Genomic DNA, 19,978 nt, shown 5'->3' on the forward strand with positions numbered 1-19,978 from the left:
TTGAACACGCTTAAACTGAGAAGGATTTTGCTTCTGTAAATGACGGAGTTCTGGAAGGCTCTCTTTAATGAATAGCTCTTTTAATTTACCCATAACTCAAATATACAAAAAGATATTAAATTAATGTCTAATCGGTATTACATATTTCTTTTATAAACATAAGCAGGTGCAGACGATCCCGCTGAAAGAAAACGTAGCTTTTATAACCCACCAATCGTTATTTCCGTTTATTGATCCGGCCTTTAAAACGACTTACGCCATCCATAAATGCTTCCACCACAATTCTTCCGGCAGGCAAGTGGGTAAGGTCATAACCAAACACCGCATTTTTTATAGCCTTGTACTCATGTTTTTGCCAAACCACGCCATCTACCGTAATCACTACTGTCATATTGCTCAGCTTGTTGGATACCACACTTAGCTGCGTTTGATCAATTACAGACCGGGGATAAAGCGAAAATGCATGTTTGGGTTGGGTGGTATCCGGCATAAAACCGGGCACCGCTTTAAAGCTTAGCATTTCGCCATTGCCACAGTCGCTTTCAAACGCATGGATCAGGTTCCCTTTCAAATCAAACAAACGCAGGTAGCCATCCCCGTTCCGGGGCTCTGCCCAAAACTCCAGTCCATCACCCGCAGTGTCTGTCAAATATAAAGAATACGTACCTGCTGCAAGGCGGATCGTATCTGTATAAACCGTCCCTGGTTCCAACTGGGCCGGTGTTTTTTGAAAAAGCGTGTCCAGCTTGCTATTTACCAGATATACCCGGTTATCCTTTGGTTTGTTATTGGTAAGCAGTTGCAGCACAAATTCCGAAGGCAGCTTTACCGGGGCGGTGAAGCTCGCCTGCAGCGTATTATCACCAGACCAGGCATCTTTTTTCCCATTAGGATTTTTAAGCACTACGCTAAAGGTATTAACACCTTCTTTTTCCCGGATCTCGCCGGGCAGCAATATTTCTTCTGTTTTATTAAACGAAAGATACCCTTTCCAGCGGAACGTCTTTTTCTCAAAGCCGTCTGTTCCGTACACGATGGTAAGCGCACGCAATGGTTCTGCCCCCAGGTTCCGTATTATTATGCGTGGGGTAGCGCTTGCCGGGTTCAACCGGAAAAACCGCTGCTCATCACTGGGAACCATAATAGCGTCAATGGCCGCATCTGTTTTTTGCCGGGGTGCGGAATACTGGAACAAATAGGCTGAAATATTCTCAACGGCCTGTATATTATCAGTAGCTGTGTAGGGCTCCATTTGCAATGCCGCTTCATGACGGCCGGGTTTTGTAAATACATCAATTACATCTGGTTCCTGTAAATCACCGGGGCACCAGTAGGCGCGGTCGTAGATCCATGTACCACCTTGTGGATAGAGCGGGTTGCCTCCGCAGTCTTTCCACATATTGCGATGATCGATGATATTTCCGTCCAGCCTCAGATCCCGCCAGCGGCTGCAAAACTCGCTGCACCCTCGCGGACGGTCCATCCCATGCCCGGTATGCTGAATGCGGATGCGATTGAGCACCGCGCCGGCAACCGATGTATAATTAACCGGCAATAAACTGTCTTCAATCTTCGCTTTTGGATCGCCATATTTATACCCTTTGTTCCAAAGAGGGACCATGCCCAGCGGAGTTACAACCGGCGGTCCGGATACTATTTCAAAATCGATCGTCAATGCCCATCCCACCGTATTGCCTTCGTAACCGGAATGTGTGTACACAATTTCCACACTATCACGTAGCCAGGGAGAAAAATCTGTAACATCTACCTGCCATTTCCAGCTCCAGCCTTTATTATAAATACTGCCGTAAGGCGTAAGCATCCTGCCCAATTCATAATTCAGTTCCGCGCCCTTCGCGCCGCCTTTCCGCCGCAATGTAATATGATCCAGGTAGTCCCAATGCGCGGTAAGTAAACTGTCCGGGCTTCCCAAAGTAAGATGCATGGTTATTTTACGTACAGGTGTATTTTCTTTAGGGAATACGCCCCAGGCGGGATAGGCCTTCTCCCCTTTGGTAGGATCACAGATAACTGTTGTACGGTTATGCGTAATTACATGATTCACCGCAGGCGTCTGGGCCCCGGCAACGAACGAAACAGCAATCAACGAGAGGAATAATATCGATTTTATCTTCATAAGCGGGTAGGATAATGATTTTAAGACCGGGCCGAAGGTAAATGAATTCGGCAATTTCTAAGAACGATGGAACCTTTAAATGATACGGCCGCTGATGCGCAGATCCGTTTTTAACTTTGAATGACTAAAATAATTCCCTGATAGCCACATGCAACGCTTATCTGCGCATCAGCGGCAGCCAGTATTATTTGCAGATCGTCCCGCACAACATGAAGCAAATATCCGATTTCCCGCATTTTGCATTACTTTACGGCCCGTTTAAAACAGCAGCATGCAGTATTTTGAAGGATCGGCCATTACCCATATCGCCGTGCATAAAGTGGGCAACCAGTTGGAGGAGGAATACCTGACGCTTTCCAAAAAGGAATTGGCGGTAGATCCGGAGGTTAAGGACCTGATGACCCGCTATTTTCTGAATCCGTTTAAATCGGAAGAATATTTCCAGTTTTACGCCGAGGGGCATATCAGCACCAATGAAGCCTGGAACTATGTTTCCGCTATTTTTGAAAAGCCGGAACAAACCCTGGCCCAATCTAAAAACCTGGCCCAGCATCTGTACAACCAGGGTACCCATCCCAGCATTAAAGGGGGTGAATTTTACGTGGTGTATTTTAAAGAAGGGCTGCTGAACGGTGAAACGGTGGACGCCATCGGGCTGTTCAAATCGGAAAACAAAGAGCCTTTTTTAAAAGTATTCCCGGTAGAAGATGCCTTTGAAGTAGAAAGCGAGGAAGGCATCAACATCAACAAACTGGACAAAGGCTGCATGATCTTTAATACCGACAAGGAAAACGGTTATATTATTTCCATTGTAGATACGAAGAATAAATCGCCGGAGGCCCGTTACTGGACGGACAGTTTTTTGCGGATCCAGCAACGCCAGGATCAGTATTTCAATACAGAAAGTACGATGGCCTTGTACAAATCATATGTAGTAGACCATTTGCCGGAACAATATAATGTAACCAAGGCCGATCAGGCAGACCTGCTGAACCGGAGCCTCAGTTTTTTTAAAGAGAAACAGCATTTTGACCAGGAGACCTTTAACAACGAGGTGTTGCACCATAAAGAATATGTGGAGAGCTTTGATCGTTATAAACAACACTATTCCGCCGAACGGGATATAGAAATAGCCGATAATTTCTCCATCTCCCCCGCAGCCGTAAAGCGGCAGAACCGGGCGTACAAAAGCGTGATCAAACTGGATAAGAATTTTCATATCTATATCCATGGCGACCGGAATATGATCGAGCACGGGGAGGATGATAAAGGGCGGTTTTATAAGTTATATTTCCACAATGAAGAATAAAGAGCAGGTATATCTCCTTTCAAACTGTTAAAACCGGTTAATTAAATATAGAAATCAGCAAATATTGAATGTTGATTATTCTTCATTTCAGATAATTTTGACCCATGCAAATAAAGTTACCTGTAGTGTGTTCCGGTACCAGCCTGCTGGGCAACCTGTACCGGGCATTACCGTATGATGAAAAGTTGGCCATTGTAAAAGAATATATCGCTGCCACGCCGGAGGGAGATACCCCTTTGTTTGACTCAGCCGGAAAATACGGAGCCGGGCTGGCCCTGGAGGAACTGGGTAAATGCCTCAAAGACCTGGGTATTAAAAAAAACGAGGTCCTGATCAGCAATAAACTGGCCTGGGTGCAAAAACCCCTCATCACACCTGAACCCACTTTTGAAAAAGGCATTTGGCATGAGCTGAAGAACGATGCTGAACAAAAGATCAGCTACGAAGGTATTTTAGAATGTTTCCGGCAGGGAAATGAATTATTGGGCGGTTATATTCCACAATTGGTATCCATACATGATCCAGACGAATACCTGGCTGCCGCCACAGATGAAGCCGATTATCAGAAACGCTACGATGATATCCTGGGCGCCTACCGGGCACTCACGGAGTTAAAAGAAAAAGGCGAAGTAGCCGGCATCGGCATTGGAGCCAAGGACTGGAAGGCGATTGAAAAAATTGCTAAGGATGTAAAGCTGGACTGGGTGATGATCGCCAACAGCTTTACCATCTACCATCATCCCAAAGACCTGATCGCCTTTATAGACAGCCTGTACCAGCAAGGCATTTCGATCATCAATTCCGCGGTATTCCACGGCGGCTTCCTGATGGGCAGCGATTATTTTAATTATATCCTGCTGGACCGCAATAACCCGGAACATGCACACTATTACCAGTGGCGCGACCGGTATTATGAGATCTGCAGGGAATTTGAGATCGACCCCGCTGCTGCTGCCATTTATTTTGGGCTCCATGTACCCGGAGTAAAAAGCATTGCTCTAAACAGCAGCAACCCCGCCCGCGTACGTAAGAATGTAGAAATGGGCCATATAGAGATCCCGGTTGATTTCTGGAACCGGCTGAAGGAAGATGGCTTAATTGCAGAAGATTATCCGTATTTATAATCCACATATAATACAGTGCATATCAAATATTTATGAAAATAATTTACAATTTGTAAATTGTAAACATTAGCATAGATTTGCAAGATGAAACCCCAAGACATTCTTGTTATTCTTAAATTGCTTTCTATAAAAAGCAAGGGGCTCTCTCAATATCAGGTTGCCAAGGCCGTAGGGATCAGCCCGGCGGAGTTAACAAAAGTATTCAATCGTCTTTTTATCTCCGGGTTCATTGACGTCTCCAAAAAACAGCTGAACCGACAGGCCATTCGAGAGTTTTTAATTCATGGATTAAAATATGTGTTTCCCGTCAGGATTGGTCCCCGGGTGAGAGGAATTCCTACAGCATACGCGGCATCTCCCATAAATAAATATTTCGGAAATAATCAGGATATATATGTTTGGCCCTTTTCAAAAGGGACTGCCAGAGGTTTCTCTTTGTCGCCCCTTTACAAAACGGTTCCGAAAATTATTGAAGAAGACCTCCAGCTTTACGAGTTATTAGCAATCATAGATACATTGCGTATGGGAAAAGCAAGAGAAGTTAAAGCTGCTATTGAAGAACTGGATAAATACTTAAATAATGCAGGATAGCCTGTACAGGATACGTATCGTATCAAAAGGGCTGGCAAATCTAAGCGAAGATGTCGCCTTTGTTGGAGGGGCCGTTGTTCCGCTCTATGCAGATGATCCGGCGTATTCTGATATACGCCCCACTATCGATGTAGATTGTATCATTGAAATCAATTCAAGGATTCTATATATTGAATTAGAAGCAAGGCTACGCAAATTGGGCTTTATAAATGACCAACAGGCAGGCGCTCCAATTTGCAGGTGGATATATCAAGGAGTTACTGTTGATATAATGCCCACAAGCAGCGAAATACTCGGCTTCAGCAATCAATGGTACAAAATGGGAATGGCCAAAAGAATTTTAAAAGAAATAGAAACGGGCATTCAGGTTTTTTTGCTTCCGCTTCCCTATTTTCTTGCCACAAAACTGGAGGCATTAAAAAACAGAGGCGGAACGGACCTGCGGGCGAGCCAGGATTTTGAAGATATTATTTTTCTTTTTGACAATTGCAGCGCTCTCGAAGAACAAGCCCTTAATCATGAAGACGCTGATCTCAAAACTTATTTGGAAAACAGCTGCATGGAGTTCTTAGTCAACCCGCATATAAGAGAGTCGGTAGCAACTGCATTGCCCTATGGGGAAGAAGCCCGTACCGGTTTAATTCTCGACAAGATGAGGAACATAGCATACCAGTCCACACAACAAAAACGATGATCTTCCTGCCAGGTTTTTGATTTTCTGACACGATCATCAGACCTGCCACATTAAATGCACAATCCATTATCAATTGTCGAAATAACAATTAATTTTGTAGTATGAAAACTCTTGTTTGCACAGCCCCCGGTCATTTTGCCTTTCGCGAAGATGCGCTTCCGGAAGCGGGCACCGGCATGGCCCGTATCCGTCTCAAACGTGTTGGCATCTGCGGTACCGATCTCCATGCCTTTGAAGGCACCCAGCCCTTCTTCAGCTATCCCCGAATCCTCGGTCATGAACTTTCCGGAAAACTGGTTTATAGTGGCGGAGCAGATGGTTTTGAGCCAGGAGAGCTGGTAACCATCATTCCCTATTTCAGCTGTGGCTCCTGCATTGCCTGCCGTACCGGCAAGCCCAATTGCTGTGCAAACATAAACGTATTTGGCGTGCATGTTGACGGCGGTATGCGGGAAGAGATTGTGGTGCCCGCCAGCAGCCTGTTGCACGGACAGGGATTGAGTGCAGATGAACTGGCCCTGGTCGAACCACTGGCCATTGGCGCCCACGGGGTACGCAGGGCGGATGTGCAGCCCGGCGAATATGTGCTGGTGATTGGTGCAGGTCCCATTGGGTTGGGAACCATGGAACTGGCGCGTATAGCAGGCGCCCATGTAATTGCACTCGATATCAATACTGATCGTTTGCGGTTTTGTAAAGAAAACCTGGGAGTGCATGCCGTAGTGAACGGAACGGATGCAGATGCTGCAGAACAGGTAAAAGCCATCACCAATGGCGATTTCCCTACCGTGGTTATTGACGCCACCGGCAACCTGAAGGCCATCAACAACGGCATTCAATACCTCGCGCATGGCGGCCGCTATGTACTGATCGGTTTGCAGAAAGAAGCTTTTTCATTCAGTCATCCTGAATTTCACAAACGGGAAACTACCTTAATGAGCAGCCGCAATGCCGTAAAAGAAGATTTTGAGCACGTCATCCGGTCGATAAAGGATGGTGCGATCCGGCCACAGAACTATATCACGCATACAGTGGCCTTTGACGAAGTGCCCGCGCAGTTCGAAAGCTGGCTGCATCCCGCAACGGGTGTGATCAAGGCAATGGTGCATTTTTAAAAAGCCAGATGCTCTTATACCATTAAGGCATTAGGAGCTCCTGATGCCTTAATGCATCTTCATTTCTTAATGGTTACTGCAGATCCTTATGAAGGATTCAGGCCGCTTCTACAGGACAGGCTCCTTCAGCAGTTCGTCAATAAACGCTTCAAATTCTTTTTTAAATTCTTCGTAATGTTTACCGGTACCGGGCCCGTTAAAACCGGAATGTATTTTCCGGACATTTCCTTTTTTATCAATCACAATAGATGTGGGAAATGCCTTAATACTTTCCAATTGCGGCAATGTTTTTTCCGTCCGCTGCTCATCTGAAACGGACACACCCGTTACCAGGAACGGATATTTTACATGGTACCGTTTCTGAAAAGGTACCAGCGCTTTCCGCGAAGCCTCAAAATCTCCGGTTCGCTCATACGCCAGTCCAATGATCTCCACTCCCCGTGCCTTATTGCGGGCATAAAAATCGCTCAGGTAGGCCGTTTCATCCATACAATTGGGACACCAGGAACCCAGGATCTGCACAATGACCACTTTGTTTTTATACCGGGCATCGTTAATGGATACCCACTCACCAGAGGTAGACCGGAAACGGAAATTCAGCCGGCTCTCGCCTTCTCTTAATATAGTATAGGTATTTTCATCCGGGAGCTGCACGGTATCGTTCCGTTGAGCCGTCCAGCTTTGCGTGGCTTTTAAACCCGAATACACCGCCGCTTTGCTGATATTGTCTTTATCATTTAGTAAAGCAGTAAATACAAATGCATGTCCGCCGTCAAAACCCGAGAGGTGCAGGGAATCACCGCTTACGGATCCTTCCAGGTAGCGGTAATCACCCGAAGGAGTGAGAAAGGTACCGGTGACCCGGCCATTGGCTTCCTGTGCAAACTCACCAATGGCCTGCTGCGTTTTTCCGTTGCCGGAGTTAAAGGCTACCACCCAGCGCCCGCTGATGTCTACAGCTGCAGGCCTCCCCAAGGGGTATCGTTCTGCTACACCGTGCAAAGCGTAGAAGGGGATCTCCTCCTTACGTGCTCCATAATTTTTTATATACAGCCCCTTCAGGGTCCCGTTCTTTTGTACCTGCAATGCAAAACCGGAAGCAAAAAACGGCATCTGGATCCAGATCGAATCGCCTTTCTGCCGGATGGCATCCACCAGCAGGCGCTCCCCGGCATTGATCACATACCATACCGGCTTTCCTTTTAGTGTGGCGGATTCAAAATTAAAAATGATCTTTTGTCCGTCTGGCCGCTGTAAAACGCCCTGCCAGATGCCGGGTTTTATACGCTGGGCATAACTGGCCACAAATGAACCCGTCAAAAGGAGTATCAAAAAAAAGCACCGGTATATTTTCTGCATGATCTTTAAATCTATTAAAGTAAAACAAAGTCCTTTCATGTAAAGTTCGCTAAGTCTTTGCATTTGCGCGGTTATTACCGTTTGAGCACAGAAACACAAAGACAAGATCTCCGTGTTCTGTGCCAAAACAAGACGCATACATCAGTTTACATCAAACCATAACTTCGTCAGCAGGTTATCTGTTCCCTGGGCGGCTACCGCGGCTTTATAATTATCACCGTTGAGCGATTGCTCGGTACCCGGATAAATAAACCGCACCGGAATCTTTCCATCCAATACTCCGGATGCGCCCGCCGTCAGTTGCGGGTAATCGAGCCGGCGCCATTCAGCAAAAGCTTCCAGCCCCTGGCCGTATAACGCGATCCATTTCTGCTCACCAATGGACTTTTTATAGTTCGCAGCGTTATACGCTACGGCAGGCTGATTCAGATAATTGTTGATTATATTTTCATCGATGATCTGGTATTGCTGCAGTGACGCGGTAATGGCCTGTTTGTACAGATCCGCCGCATTACCGGACAGAAGTCCACGCGCTACCGCCTCAGCCTTTGCAAACAACACTTCTGCATAGCTTAGTATTACCGCTGGATTGATATCCGACCGGAAAAACACGGAATCCGGTTTAGACGTTTTTGCAAATCCAAGATTATTGGCGTCACTGTTGGTGAGTCCGCTGGGCACTCCCACATAGTTCGTAACAGAGCGATCGCTGGGCTTATCGGCAAATACATCCAGGCGCGGATCATTTAACGCATATAATTTGTCGATGATGGTCTTGCCTACCCGGTAATCGTCCCTGGTAGAAAACCAGGCGGCCACCGGGTTTTGCAAGGGCGGCTTATCATAGCGTTGTTGCGCCGTTTCGGCGTTGCTGCTGATCAGCAAAGATGGGTCGGCGGTTACCTCGCTGATCACCTGTTTTGCTTTCTCCGGTTCCCGGTCTGCAATACGCAGTGCAATACGCAACCGGAGCGCTCCCGCAAATTTTTTCCAGCTGGCCAGGCTCCCTCCGTATAATACATCTCCCGAAACGCCACCAGCAGCAGGATTCAGTATGGCTGCGGCCGACTTCAGCTCATCCAGCAAACCAAAGTACACATCTTTTTGAGAATCATATACAGGCGTGAGGGTCTGCTTGATCTTTCCGGATTCTTTATACGGGATGGCTCCATATGCATCCGTCAATAGTTGAAATATCCAGGATCGCAGAATGGTAGCAACGGCTTTATAATTGGCATTGGCTTTCTCATCCGGAAACTGTATGATCGTATTCAGGTTGGTGATCACCTGGGCATATCCCGTATTCCAAAGCGAAGTGAAACTGCTATTGCTGAAGATATAACGGTCTGGTTCCGTATATTGGATCTTGGCCCAATGCTGGATGATGAGCAAACTGGAATTAAAATTATTATCCGCCCCCCAATACATATCGGCTGCAATCTTTTCAGCTGCGGTCAACAAATAATCCGGCTGCGGATCTTCCACCGCATTCGGGTTCCGGTTGATTTCCGCCAGGTTCTTTTTGCAGGCAGTAAAAGATAGCGTAATAAGAACTACAAATAATTTGAATATATTTTTATACATGACTGCCATTTTAAAATTTAAGGTTCAGGTTAAATCCGATGTTCCGCACAGTAGGAAGCGTGAGGTCTTCCAGTCCCTGCGCATTGCCGGTGTTAAAAGCCACTTCAGGGTCGATATTGGGAACATTTTTATGAATGATCCAGAGATTCCGTCCAACTACAGAAAAGGACGCTCCCTGAAAACCGATCTTACGGATCCACTGTGCCGGCAGGTTATACCCCAGCTTTACTTCCCGCAGCTTTACATAAGAAGCATCATACACGTATTCCTCTTCAATGCTCCGGGAGGCCTTATAATACTGGGATGCGGGAATAATAGCAGTGTTCTTTTTACCATCGGCAGCTACCCCGTTAAAGATCATACCATCATCATACACCGTTTCCCCGTTGGGGCCGCTGGCGCCTGCCTTTGTACCGTTCTTCTTGTCATTGCCCGGATAGTAATAACTAAGTCCGCCGTGCTCCGCATCCCGCCCGGGAAGCGTAAGCGCCAATACACCAGTGTAGCTCCCGGTAGAATTGGTTCCGGCAAATAGCGAGCCGCCAATGCTGGCATCCACCAGGAAGGAAAGATTAAAATTTTTATAGGAGAAGCTATTACTGATACCGCCTACCCAGTCAGGTGTAAATTTACCCAACACTTTTTTATTCGGATCGGCCAGCGGAATACCACTATTGTTTACAACAATATTTCCCTGTGCATCCCGGAGGTAAGCATTGCCAAACAAGGTACCATAGGGTTTCCCAACAGAAGCAAGCACCTGCACGCTGCGATAGGATCCCAGTACATAATTCTGTAAACGCTTTTCATAATCCAGGATCAGCACCCGGCTTCTGTTAGCCGCATAATTCAGATCTACATTCCATTGAAAATCCTGTTTTTTTATAGGTATAATCCCCAGCTGCACCTCAATTCCCTTATTATTGATCTTCCCTGCATTCATCAATTTTTGATTGTACCCTGTTGCTGCGGTTACATCTACTTTCAATATCTGGTCGATACTGTTGGTATTATACACGCTCAGATCCAGACGTACCCGGTTATTAAAAAATGCGGCTTCCAACCCAGCCTCTGTAGAACTGGTACTTTCTGATTTCAGATTGGGATTGAGATCCACTCCGGAAGTCACCAGTTGCGGACTGTTTAAAAACGGCGCATTAAAATTAAAAATATTGATCAACTGATAAGGATCTGCCGAACTCCCCACTTTTGACCAGCCACCTCTTAATTTCAGATAGCTGAGTGTATTATTTTTGATATCCAACGCTTCGGTTAGTACCAGGCTCGCATTTACCGACGGATAGAAATAGGAAAGATTTTGTTCCGGTAATGTTGAAGACCAATCATTACGCGCCGTAAGGTTTACAAAAGCAAAGTTTTTATAGCCCAGTTGTGCCGAAGCAAAGGCGCTGTACGTTTTCAACTTTGAATAAAAGTTGGATGAAATCAGCGGATCCCTGGAGTTGGCCAGCGTATATACCGCTGGCACTGCCAAACGTGGCGCCTGTTGTATGTTTTCCTCATACACTTTCGTACGAACGTTCCATCCACCCAATGCGTCCAGACTAAAATTACTGTTGAGATTTTTGTTGTAGCGCAATGTAGCCTCTGTATTATTTTCATTTACCGCATATGCATCTTCCTCATAAGAGCCGAAGGGTGTGCCATTGGTTCCGTAAGCTATTTTCAGCTTGCGACGGTCGTTATAATAATCGGTACCCGTGCGGAAATTGGCGCTTAGTCCGTCAAGGATTGTATAATTAACATTCACATTCCCGATAATCCGGTTCCGGCGCTGGCTTACGGTATTTTCATAAGCGATCCAGTAAGGGTTGCTGTAATAGCTGTTGTTCCAGTTGATGCCATTGCCGTTTGCATCCTTATAATTCCTTAACTGACCAATGTCTACCTGACGCCCGAACCAGGTAAATTGCAGCATGGTACTGGTAGCCCTTTTACCACCCGCTCCCGGAAGATTGGGTGCATCGTTCACTACATAATTAGCATTCACACCTACCTTTAATTTAGTTGTAACATTATAATTGGCATTAAAAGATACATTGTCTTTTTTTGCCTCACTGTTGGGCACCACCCCCAACTGCTTTTCATTGTTATAAGAAATCCGGTAATCGTAATTATCACCGGCATTGGCCAATGCAATACCATTGCTGTATGTAATGCCCGTTCTAAAATAATCCCGCACATTATTGGGATGGGCCACAAAAGGCACGGGTTGACCGTTAGAATAGAATTGTGGGATCAAGCGCCCATCCAGCTTCGGGCCCCAGCTTTCATCCACCCCATCGTTTGTGCCGCCGCCCTTGCCATCTACATAGCTGAACTTGCCTTCCGATCCCTGTCCGAAAACATTCTGATACTCCGGCAGGATCAGCAATTTGGCAATATTCACATTGGAGTTTAACGTTACACCCAGGCCTTTTTTGCTTCTTCCACTCTTTGTTTTGATCAGCACGACCCCCTGCGCAGCCCGTGAACCATAAAGTGCTGCTGCATTGGGCCCCTTCAGTACGCTGATGGTTTCAATATCTTCCGGGTTCAGGTCGGCGATCGCATTGCGGAAATCGCGCGACCCTCCGGCGCCCAGCTGCGAGTTATCTACCGGAACCCCATCCACCACAAACAGCGGCTGGTTATTTCCGGCAATAGACGTTTCGCCCCGTATCACGATCCGCGAGGATCCCATATCACCCTGTGTATTGGTGATCCGTACCCCGGCAATCTTTCCCGCCATTGCATTTACAATATTGGTTTCGCGGGCTTCTGAAATATCTTTTGCTTTTAGCTCCTGTGTGGCATATCCCAACGATTTTTTGGACTTGGAAACACCCAGGGCCGTTACGACTACTTCGTCGAGCGCCGTGTTTGAACTTTGCAATGGCACCAGCAGGTTTCCCTTTATGGTATCGGTATTTACCTGCCGGTTAGCGTATCCCACATAGGAAAAAAGCAGGATGGCATGCGGTCCTGCCGCTATCGAAAAATTACCCTGTTCACCGGTAATTGTACGCCGGTTGGTACCGGAAACTTCTACCGTTACCCCCGCCAGCGGTGTGCCCGACTGCAGTTCCTGTACAGTTCCTGTGATGGTTGCCGACTGCGCAGTACCCAGTAATGGAAAAAGAACGAGCGCTGCATAAATGAGTCTTTTTAGAAATTGGTTCATTGTTACATTCTATTTTAAAATATTCGGATGGTTACGGCCAAAGCATACGGATCCCGTTCGGCTTCAGACCGTTCATTAAAACTGAAATGAAAAAGGGATTAAGATCAGCAGCAACAACACGCCAACCTCATCATAAGAAGTTGTGGTGCTTGTATGTTACGACAGTTCATCTGCCGGCAATTGGGCGACACATGGTCATGCCCGGGTAATTGCATTTTTGTGTTCATGTTCAAAAATTGCCGTTTAAAAAATTTGTTATGGAAAGAAAATCGTGAATAGCAGACAATGCAGAGCACATTGACGACTCACTTATCTTTCCGCCTCTGGCGGATGGATGTAGCACCAATCCCTTTAAAGTCGGTTGCTAAGACGTCCCAGGGCCATCTCCCTCAGTCTTTCTTGATAAGTTGTCTGTTAAGACAGGGCAAAGGTAATTGCTAAAATATTATTAACAAAATAAATTTCTACAAAACAAGTAGACTATTAATGAAAGAGAACATGTCCGTTTATTCTGTTGACATAACCCACAGATGGGTGTAGAAAAACGGATGCATTCATATGGGTGTCTGCCCGGCAAACAGGTATAAAAAAAAGCCATCTCCTTATATAAAAGAAGATGGCCAGATAAAAAGATAAGCGTTATTTTATGGCAATGCGTTCAGATCCACTTGTGGGGCCTTGCCGGTGGGCTCCCGTTCTACCATTGTATCATAAGGAACAAAGTCATTAAAGAATCCGCAATTCCGCAGGTAGAACTGCTGGCCCTTTACACCGCCGGCGTAGTCTTTACGATAACCAACGCGCGCCGTATTATCGGCAGTAAAGCGCGCCTTTGTCAGTTCATGCCAGTTGCCTTTGGTATCCCGTACCCACTGGTTGCCAAAAAACACTTTCCGCTCCAGGTCGCCCTGGTTAGGACTAAAATTTTCAAGGAAAGAATGCGGCCGCTTCAGGTAAGTGGCCAGTTTCGGACGCCGGAAGCTGGCTACCAGCAACCAGGTATTTTTTGCACCGTCATAAAAATAAGCGGTATAAATCGTATGACTATCCCCATCCGGCACCACATGCAACAGGAACTTATACGTGGTGGCCGCTTTCCAGTTGTACTTCAAAATACTTTGTCCGCCAGATCCTTCATTGCCAAATTCACCGGAATAAACGCCTTCGCCTTTTTTCAGCATCTTGATCTTATGGTCTTCGGGAATTTGTTTGGGATCATCGGTTTGGTAAGGGCTCCAAACGGAAAACAGGATGCGGCGCTCTGTGGCGGAATTCACCTGCATGCCAAAATAGCCTTCTCCAAAACCGTTCGCCATAAAATAAGATCCGATCAGATCATTGCCCTCAGGTACGGTTACCTCGTTGTAAAACCATTCCGCATCCACATCTTTTGGCAACTGGTAACCCATGTGCACGGATGGGCCTCTTCTGCCCCAATGAAAAAAGCCGCCTTCATTATTCTTCGTGTAACTGGCTTTATCAGTAAGCGCCGATCCTTCCAACTTCAGGGCTGTAACATCCGGAAAACAGCAGCCGTCTATCCGGATCCCTTTCACTACAATGGGCACATAGCCGCTATCCTTTATATTCCATTCCCCAATATAAAAAGAAGCACTGGCTCCTTTTAAAATTGTCTTTTTAGTTTGCCCGAATACAGACATGGCGATTTCCGGAGTACCGGTAACAGTGCCGGTTTCCAGCCATACTTTAAGCGTTCCCGGTTGTGCTACCCTTAAGTAGGCGGTAAACCCATCATCGATCTTTGTCCAGTTAGTTACTCCATTATTGCGTATCCGTATGCCCTCCTCATTTCGGTCCAGCGCCCAGGCATTTCCTCCCATGGGAACAGTGATGGACTGGGCATGTACAACGGAAGAAAAAAGCAGCAACCCTGCAAACAATCCTTTTACGGAACGGTTCATAAAGCGTATTTTTTGTATGATGCGAATATATTGCGAAACCGGGTGATTCGGCTGCTCAACCGATTGCATTCACTAGAGGAAAAGCGCCCTTCGCCGGATGGTTTGCCGCAGATGCGCTGATTATAAGAGGCATCTGCAACGATCCGCACAAGAGTCCCGGCCGGATTATTTACGTTAAATTTGTTACTATGACAGACCCGATCAATATTGAAATAAAAACACTCGAAAAGGATCAGTACGATGCCCTTAAGGAAACCATGATCGCCTCCTATCCCAGCATGCCGGAAAGCTACTGGCAGCGGGAGCAGATCAACCGGCTTATTAATCTTTTTCCGGAAGGGCAGGTGGCGATCTATATAAATGGAGTGATGGCCGCCTGTGCGCTTTCGATCGTTGTGGATGAAAAAAAAGTGAATAACCGGCACAATTATAAAAGTATTACCGGCAATTATTCCTTTAACTCGCATGACCCCGAAGGTGAAATCTTATATGGTATTGATGTATTCATTAAACCGCAGTTCCGCGGCATGCGCCTGGGACGGCGCCTGTACGATTACCGGAAAGAACTGGCAGAACGCCTGAACCTGAAAGGCATTGTATTTGGCGGACGGATACCCGGATATCACAAATATGCCGGGGAAATGACACCCAGTGAATACATTCAGAAGGTGAAGCAAAAAGAACTACACGACCCGGTGCTTGACTTTCAGCTCTCTAATGACTTTCACCCGGTACGTATTATAAAAAATTACCTCCATGGAGATGTGCAATCGAGCGAATACGGTGTGTTGCTGAAATGGGATAATATTTATTATGAAGACCGCAATGAACAGGCCTTTCCCCTTAAACGCGTGGTACGCCTGGGATTGGTGCAATGGCAGATGCGCTTATACAGGAACCTGGAAGAGATGATGACCCAGGTGGAGTACTTTATTGATACGGTTTCCGGCTACCGTTGCGATTTTGCGGTGTTCCCGGAATTCTTTAATGCCCCGCTGATGGCAGAATACGACCACCTTTCTGCTGCCGATGCGGTAAAAGAAGTATCAAAATACACCACCGTTATACGGGACCGGTTTGCGGCCCTGGCGGTAAGCTATAATATAAATATAGTAACGGGCAGTATGCCGGAGGTGGTGGACGGCCGTCTTTACAATGTGGGATATCTCTGCCATCGGGACGGTTCCATTGATAAATATGAAAAGATCCATGTTACCCCCGATGAAGAACGGGTATGGGGCATGGTGGGCGGCAGCCAGGTAAAGACTTTTGATACCGACTGCGGTAAGGTGGGTATTTTGGTATGCTACGACTCTGAATTTCCGGAGCTTAGCCGGCTATTGGCCGATGAGGGAATGGATATCCTCTTTGTGCCTTTTCTTACCGATACACAGAACGCCTATTTCCGGGTACGGCATTGTGCACAGGCCCGGGCCATTGAAAATGAATGTTATGTGGCCATTGCCGGCAATGTGGGCAACCTTCCGCAGGTGCAGAATATGGATATCCAGTATGCACAGTCGATGATCCTCACCCCCTGCGATTTTTCCTTTCCATCGAATGGTATTGAGGCAGAAGCCACGCCCAACACAGAAATGGTAGTGATCGGCGATGTAGATATCGACCTGTTACGGCACCTTCATAAGTTTGGAAGTGTTAAAAACCTGGCAGACCGGCGGAAAGATGTATATGAAGTCATCCGGAAAGGGTAAAAAAGGGTTGTAATCATGCTTATTTTCGTTTGTGGCGGGACCCGATTCCGGGCGATTAACCCCCTTTTTTCCACAGTTTGTTGATATCTTTAAAAACGCTATTTTTGCCAACCTTTTAATTAACTATCTTATTTAACATGTCAGTAATACAGAACATTCAGGACAAGTATGGCAAGGTGATGGCTGTAATCATTGGGCTTGCATTGGTCATATTTGTTGTGATGCTTGCTTTTGAGAACGGAGGCAGCCTTTTCACAGGAGATGTCCGCACCATTGGAAAAGTAAACGGAGAAAAAATCGAGTTTCAGGAATTCAGCGGTCTTGTAGAACAGCAAACACAAATGATGCAGTCCCGTGGAATGGCGGGAGGTGAGGGCGCTGCCCAGCAGGCCAACGAAATGGCCTGGGGCCAGGAAGTTTCCCGTATCCTGCTTTCCCAGGAATCTAAGAAGCTGGGATTGGAAGTGGGCAAGAAAGAGCTGAATGACCTGCTTTTCGGAGCCAATCCTCCCCAGGAGCTGGCACAAGGCTTTACAGACCCGCAAACCGGAAGATTTGATGCCAATGCTGCACAGAAACAGATCAACGATATCAAATCCAAAGGAAGCGCAGAACAAAAAGCGCAGATCAATGGATTCCTGGACCAGCTGATCCTCCAGCGTCAGGCGGAGAAATACGATGCCCTGTTAACCACCAGCATTAACTTCCCCAAATGGATGATGGAAAAACGGCAGGCCGATGAAGCCCTGATGTCGAAGGTTTCTTTTGTAAGAGCTCCTTATACCAGCATTTCCGATTCTGCAGTGAAGGTTACCGATGGCGATATACAGGACTATATCAACAAACATAAAAGCGACTTTAAACAACAGGAAAGCCGTGGCATTTCTTATGTTGCGTTTAATGCACAGCCCAGTGCTGCCGACAGCGCTGCAGCCCGTCAGCGGGTGTTGGATCTGAAGCCGGCATTTGACAGCACGCATAATGTAAAAGAATTCCTGGTAAGCGAGGGCATCAATAACTACTATGATGGCTTTATCAGTGGCAACCGCATCCAGGTGCCTATGAAGGATTCCATCCTCCGGGTAGGTACAGGCAATATTTATGGCCCCTATGTAGATGCCAATAATTATGCCCTGGCAAAAATTGTTGCTACTACCAGCATGCCAGACACTGTTAAAGTACGGCATATCCTGATAGGATTAACAACCCAGGATCCTCAAAGCGGTCAGCAAATCCCTTTAAGAGATTCTGCTACCGCACGTAAACTGGCCGACAGCCTGTTTGCAGAAATTCAAAAAGGTGCCAATTTTGACTCTTTGGTGATAAAGTTTTCTACCGACCAGGGAAGCGTACAAACCGGCGGAGTGTATGACAATGTGCCCTCCGGGCAACTGATGCCTTCTTTTAATGATTACATCTTTACCCATCCTGTGGGCAGCAAGGGCATTGTAAAAACCGACTACGGCTACCATATTATTGAAGTGCTGGGCACCAAAGGAAGCGCTACCGGTTATAAGATTGCTTATGTAACCAAGCCGATTGAGGCCAGCCAGGAAACGGATAATGCAGCCAGCAGTGCCGCTACGCATTTTGCAGCGCAGGCTACCAACCAAAAGGCCTTTAATGCTGCTGCCGAAAAACTGCAGCAAGATAAAGGCATTATGAAATCCATTGCCACCGATATTCAGCCTACCGGCGCCATGATCCAGGGGCTGGGAGCTTCCCGGAGCTTTGTAAAAAATGTTTATAAGGCCAACCTGGGCGATGTGATCCAGCCGGAAAGAGTGGGCGATTATTATGTAGTAGGACTGGTTACAGAAGTTAACAAGGAAGGAACCATGAGCCCTTCTAAGGCCCGCATGATGGTGGAACCGCTGCTTATCAATCAGAAAAAGGCAAAGATCATCAGTGATAAAATCGGCAAGATCACCACACTGGAAGCAGCGGCATCTGTACTGAAACAACCGGTAGAAACAGCAGACAGCCTGCGTTTTAATGGTCAATCTCCTTCAGCGGTTGGATTTGAACCCAAAGTGATCGGTGCTGCATTTAACAAAGACAACCTGCAAAAGATGATCCCCGAAGCTATTGCCGGTAGCCAGGGCGTATACGTGGTACGTGTTGATAATTTAATGAGCACCCCGGTTCCCGTTCAAAACCTGGATGAATTGCGCAAGATGCGTTACATGCAGGCAAAACAACAGGCCCAGTTCCAGTCGATCCAGGCACTGCGGGAGGCGGCTACGATCAAGGATTTCAGAAGCAAATTCTATTAATCGAATATTTTTTTCAGCATATTTTTTCAGCCCCGCAAAAGCGGGGCTTTTTATTTGTTCTTCCGGTTAGGAAATTAAACCAGCACCGGCTTAACTTTGTTTTATTGTTATGGAGCCTATCATCAGAAATAAAGTAGCAGAAAGCGGGATCATTACCCTTAACCTGGAATCCTATTATCCTGCAGCACCGGTTAAACTCTTCGATATCAAGGAGTATCTTTTTATGGGTATGATCCTGAGAGAAAAAGATTTCCGGGCCGCACTAAAAGAACAGGACTGGTCGGCCTATGAGAACCAGCTGGTGGGTATTGTGTGTTCTGCAGATGCCATCATTCCGCTTTGGGCGTATATGCTTATTGTAAGCTACCTGCAGCCCATTGCCACATTTGTAAGCCTTGGAGATGAGGCTACTGTAAAAAATAAATGGTTGCTGAAAAATATTGACGCCATTGATGCAGAAACCTTTACTGATGCGCGCGTGGTCATCAAAGGCTGCGGCGATATTCCGGTATCTGAGGAAGCCTATGCACAGATTTCCTTAAAGTTGCTTCCCGTGGTTAAAAGCCTGATGTATGGAGAACCCTGCAGCACGGTTCCGGTATATAAAAGAAAATAGTGCTCCCCATTGGGCGGCCTCAAAACAAAAAATTCTTGTTTTGAACGGGTTATAATCACATTTAAAATATGAGCGGCTTTTTTACATCTCCGTGTCAACTTTTTCAGGGAGCGTCTATTTTGTAATCATCATTTTTGTAATCGAAAAAAATATTACAAACTTTTTGATTACAACTTTACGTTGGAAAATGGGTATACTGCACTAAAACATGCTGATAATTAACCGCTATCATTATTACTAAAATAGTCATATCCTTTTGATAGTTGTTTTACTGCCCCGGGGTTTTGGTAATATGACTCCAACGCGCGTACTAATGTGTTTTCTACATCGTCAAGGCTGTTGAATATTTTGTTGT

13 protein-coding genes and 1 riboswitch are annotated in these 19,978 nt (G+C 46.3%); of the genes, 8 read left to right on the forward strand and 5 right to left on the reverse strand.

Annotated features, from left to right (window positions below):
- Nucleotides 1–217: 217 nt before the first annotated feature.
- On the reverse strand, nucleotides 218–2,137 hold the full coding sequence (locus Q1V85_RS04500) for a peptide-N-glycosidase F-related protein (RefSeq protein WP_300597886.1): 1,920 nt from the start codon (nucleotides 2,135–2,137) through the stop codon (nucleotides 218–220).
- A 271-nt stretch (nucleotides 2,138–2,408) separates the two neighbouring features.
- Between Q1V85_RS04500 and Q1V85_RS04505 the strand changes: the two genes are divergently transcribed.
- From Q1V85_RS04505 to Q1V85_RS04525, 5 genes are all read left to right on the forward strand, one after another.
- Complete coding sequence (locus Q1V85_RS04505; RefSeq protein ID WP_300597888.1) at nucleotides 2,409–3,446, forward strand: nucleoid-associated protein; 1,038 nt, start codon at nucleotides 2,409–2,411, stop codon at nucleotides 3,444–3,446.
- Between the two features lie 104 nt (nucleotides 3,447–3,550).
- On the forward strand, nucleotides 3,551–4,570 hold the full coding sequence (locus tag Q1V85_RS04510) for an aldo/keto reductase (RefSeq protein ID WP_300597890.1): 1,020 nt from the start codon (nucleotides 3,551–3,553) through the stop codon (nucleotides 4,568–4,570).
- An 84-nt stretch (nucleotides 4,571–4,654) separates the two neighbouring features.
- Complete coding sequence (locus tag Q1V85_RS04515; protein WP_300597892.1) at nucleotides 4,655–5,161, forward strand: hypothetical protein; 507 nt, start codon at nucleotides 4,655–4,657, stop codon at nucleotides 5,159–5,161.
- Nucleotides 5,151–5,855, forward strand: a complete 705-nt coding sequence (locus Q1V85_RS04520) for a hypothetical protein (RefSeq protein WP_300597894.1) — start codon at nucleotides 5,151–5,153, stop codon at nucleotides 5,853–5,855. The genes Q1V85_RS04515 and Q1V85_RS04520 overlap by 11 nt, the downstream gene beginning before the upstream one ends.
- Nucleotides 5,856–5,956: 101 nt before the next feature.
- Nucleotides 5,957–6,970 carry a zinc-binding alcohol dehydrogenase family protein gene (locus tag Q1V85_RS04525; protein ID WP_300597896.1) on the forward strand — a complete coding sequence of 338 codons (1,014 nt, stop codon included), beginning with the start codon at nucleotides 5,957–5,959 and terminating at the stop codon, nucleotides 6,968–6,970.
- 108 nt (nucleotides 6,971–7,078) lie between these two features.
- On the opposite strand, the gene Q1V85_RS04530 is transcribed toward Q1V85_RS04525, so the two are convergent.
- The 4 genes from Q1V85_RS04530 to Q1V85_RS04545 form a co-directional block, all read right to left on the reverse strand.
- Nucleotides 7,079–8,329: a TlpA disulfide reductase family protein gene (locus Q1V85_RS04530; RefSeq protein WP_300597898.1), complete on the reverse strand. Its 1,251-nt coding sequence runs from the start codon at nucleotides 8,327–8,329 to the stop codon at nucleotides 7,079–7,081.
- 141 nt (nucleotides 8,330–8,470) lie between these two features.
- Nucleotides 8,471–9,913 (reverse strand): SusD/RagB family nutrient-binding outer membrane lipoprotein, encoded by a 1,443-nt coding sequence (locus Q1V85_RS04535; protein WP_300597900.1) that lies wholly within the window; start codon nucleotides 9,911–9,913, stop codon nucleotides 8,471–8,473.
- 10 nt (nucleotides 9,914–9,923) lie between these two features.
- Nucleotides 9,924–13,097 carry a SusC/RagA family TonB-linked outer membrane protein gene (locus Q1V85_RS04540; RefSeq protein WP_300597902.1) on the reverse strand — a complete coding sequence of 1,058 codons (3,174 nt, stop codon included), beginning with the start codon at nucleotides 13,095–13,097 and terminating at the stop codon, nucleotides 9,924–9,926.
- A gap of 306 nt (nucleotides 13,098–13,403) precedes the next feature.
- Nucleotides 13,404–13,506, reverse strand: a riboswitch (SAM riboswitch).
- A 235-nt stretch (nucleotides 13,507–13,741) separates the two neighbouring features.
- Nucleotides 13,742–15,019, reverse strand: coding sequence for a DUF3472 domain-containing protein (locus Q1V85_RS04545; RefSeq protein WP_300597904.1), 1,278 nt, complete (start codon nucleotides 15,017–15,019; stop codon nucleotides 13,742–13,744).
- A 188-nt stretch (nucleotides 15,020–15,207) separates the two neighbouring features.
- Between Q1V85_RS04545 and Q1V85_RS04550 the strand changes: the two genes are divergently transcribed.
- From Q1V85_RS04550 to Q1V85_RS04560, 3 genes are all read left to right on the forward strand, one after another.
- Nucleotides 15,208–16,731, forward strand: coding sequence for a bifunctional GNAT family N-acetyltransferase/carbon-nitrogen hydrolase family protein (locus Q1V85_RS04550; RefSeq protein ID WP_300597906.1), 1,524 nt, complete (start codon nucleotides 15,208–15,210; stop codon nucleotides 16,729–16,731).
- Between the two features lie 137 nt (nucleotides 16,732–16,868).
- Nucleotides 16,869–19,007, forward strand: a complete 2,139-nt coding sequence (locus tag Q1V85_RS04555) for a peptidylprolyl isomerase (protein WP_300597908.1) — start codon at nucleotides 16,869–16,871, stop codon at nucleotides 19,005–19,007.
- Between the two features lie 109 nt (nucleotides 19,008–19,116).
- A complete protein-coding gene (locus Q1V85_RS04560; protein ID WP_300597910.1) occupies nucleotides 19,117–19,623 on the forward strand; it encodes a DUF2480 family protein in 507 nt (168 codons plus the stop codon).
- Nucleotides 19,624–19,978 lie beyond the last annotated feature (355 nt).

The organism is Niabella sp. (assembly GCF_030150205.1).
Lineage (GTDB): Bacteria > Bacteroidota > Bacteroidia > Chitinophagales > Chitinophagaceae > Niabella.

Bases quoted from the DNA above. Each gene is read 5' to 3' on its own strand.
- Q1V85_RS04530 (WP_300597898.1), bottom strand. From the start codon at position 8,329: ATGCAGAAAATATACCGGTGCTTTTTTTTGATACTCCTTTTGACGGGT.
- Q1V85_RS04560 (WP_300597910.1), top strand. From the start codon at position 19,117: ATGGAGCCTATCATCAGAAATAAAGTAGCAGAAAGCGGGATCATTACC.
- Q1V85_RS04545 (WP_300597904.1), bottom strand. From the start codon at position 15,019: ATGAACCGTTCCGTAAAAGGATTGTTTGCAGGGTTGCTGCTTTTTTCT.
- Q1V85_RS04555 (WP_300597908.1), top strand. From the start codon at position 16,869: ATGTCAGTAATACAGAACATTCAGGACAAGTATGGCAAGGTGATGGCT.
- Q1V85_RS04525 (WP_300597896.1), top strand. From the start codon at position 5,957: ATGAAAACTCTTGTTTGCACAGCCCCCGGTCATTTTGCCTTTCGCGAA.
- Q1V85_RS04540 (WP_300597902.1), bottom strand. From the start codon at position 13,097: ATGAACCAATTTCTAAAAAGACTCATTTATGCAGCGCTCGTTCTTTTT.
- Q1V85_RS04505 (WP_300597888.1), top strand. From the start codon at position 2,409: ATGCAGTATTTTGAAGGATCGGCCATTACCCATATCGCCGTGCATAAA.
- Q1V85_RS04535 (WP_300597900.1), bottom strand. From the start codon at position 9,913: ATGTATAAAAATATATTCAAATTATTTGTAGTTCTTATTACGCTATCT.
- Q1V85_RS04515 (WP_300597892.1), top strand. From the start codon at position 4,655: ATGAAACCCCAAGACATTCTTGTTATTCTTAAATTGCTTTCTATAAAA.
- Q1V85_RS04510 (WP_300597890.1), top strand. From the start codon at position 3,551: ATGCAAATAAAGTTACCTGTAGTGTGTTCCGGTACCAGCCTGCTGGGC.
- Q1V85_RS04500 (WP_300597886.1), bottom strand. From the start codon at position 2,137: ATGAAGATAAAATCGATATTATTCCTCTCGTTGATTGCTGTTTCGTTC.
- Q1V85_RS04550 (WP_300597906.1), top strand. From the start codon at position 15,208: ATGACAGACCCGATCAATATTGAAATAAAAACACTCGAAAAGGATCAG.
- Q1V85_RS04520 (WP_300597894.1), top strand. From the start codon at position 5,151: ATGCAGGATAGCCTGTACAGGATACGTATCGTATCAAAAGGGCTGGCA.